3 protein-coding genes are annotated in these 1,090 nt (G+C 60.5%); 2 read left to right on the top strand and 1 reads right to left on the bottom strand.

Features of this window, described 5'->3' with window-relative positions; all coding sequences use genetic code 11:
• The coding region (locus AC01FP_RS17740; protein WP_474482064.1) for a hypothetical protein at positions 1 to 228 on the top strand (228 nt) is incomplete at its 5' end.
• A 318-nt stretch (positions 229 to 546) separates the two neighbouring features.
• Here the strand turns inward: AC01FP_RS17740 and AC01FP_RS17735 are convergent.
• Entirely contained in the window at positions 547 to 774 is a 228-nt protein-coding gene (locus AC01FP_RS17735; RefSeq protein ID WP_474482062.1) for a hypothetical protein, read from the bottom strand.
• Between AC01FP_RS17735 and AC01FP_RS17730 the strand changes: the two genes are divergently transcribed.
• The gene (locus AC01FP_RS17730; protein WP_474482065.1) at positions 708 to 1,028 is read left to right on the top strand and encodes a putative Ig domain-containing protein; all 321 of its coding nucleotides are present in this window, start codon (positions 708 to 710) and stop codon (positions 1,026 to 1,028) included. The two genes, AC01FP_RS17735 and AC01FP_RS17730, sit on opposite strands and share 67 nt — an antisense overlap.
• Positions 1,029 to 1,090: the final 62 nt, after the last annotated feature.

The following is a 1,090-nucleotide window of genomic DNA, read 5'->3' as shown; positions in this document are numbered from 1 at the left end:
CTGTCGAGCGCGGCCCAGAGCGAGCCGCTGCCGGTGCGCAAGCAGCAGCTTCTCAAAGTGTTGCAGAGCAAGCTGCGCTCCGAGGAAGGCCGCCTAGGGCAGCAGAGCCGTCAGATCTTTCTCGGCCTGGCAATCAATTCGGTGCGGGTGGTGGTGACGGCGGCGGCACTGGCGGCGGCCTGCCAGGGCTTCGCGCAGTGGAATGGCACCTACTTGCTGAACCCTTGACGGCCCCACCGCTGCGGGTCGCAGTGAACCTCAGCGGTGGGGCCGTTGCAATTCAGGGTCCCTGCTTCGGGATCGATCAGACGTCCAGCTGCTGGTGAGCGAGACGGTCTTTCTGCTCGCCTTTCCTTTGCCCCCCTGCCGCCATTTCTTGATCTGCCTGCCCGTTTACCGGCTTGCGAGCCATGAAGGTTTTGCCATCGGCGTCCTTAGGCAGCGGCCCGCGCTTGGGAGGTAGTGGCTGGCCTAGCCCTTGGCTTGCGCTTAGCAGTTGTAGGCGTCAATGCACTGATCAGTAAAGGTGTTTGCATTGTGGTCACTTCAGTAGCCCGCATCCATCGTCATCACATCTCGCAGGGCAGCAGCGCTGGCGGCTGTGAGTTGCAGCATGGGCTCCAGATGCTCAACGTCCGGCGGCTGGTTGCTTACGCCGATCGCCACTATCAGTTGATGATCGCTGTCCGCCACGAGCTGGCAGTTGTATAGCTGCAGACAGGAGCCCACCGACTGCATTAGGTGACTCTCGGGGTCACCGATCAGGAACGCCACAGAAGATTAACCTTCTCCTTTCAGTTCGCATCCAACTTCTTCAACGATGTGGATGCCGGGGCACCATCACAAAAACCGCCACCCGCCCCAATGGCGCCGCTCTGCCTAATTGGTTGAGCTTTGACCTTGCCACTCGCACCTTCTCCGGCACTCCGTTCAACAACAATGTCGGCACTGTCAATTTCAAAGTAACCGCCACAGACGGTGATTCATCCTGGACGGAGAAGGTGGGAGCGGACCCCAGGGCCGCCTAAAAGTCTGTCCCGATAGCTCTTGGCGGGGCTGTCAGCATTGGGTTCGCTCGGCGGGTCTCAGT

The organism is Cyanobium sp. NIVA-CYA 375 (assembly GCF_056108345.1).
Note: the sequence above shows the minus strand (reverse complement) of the source record. Positions and strands in the feature narration are given on the sequence as shown.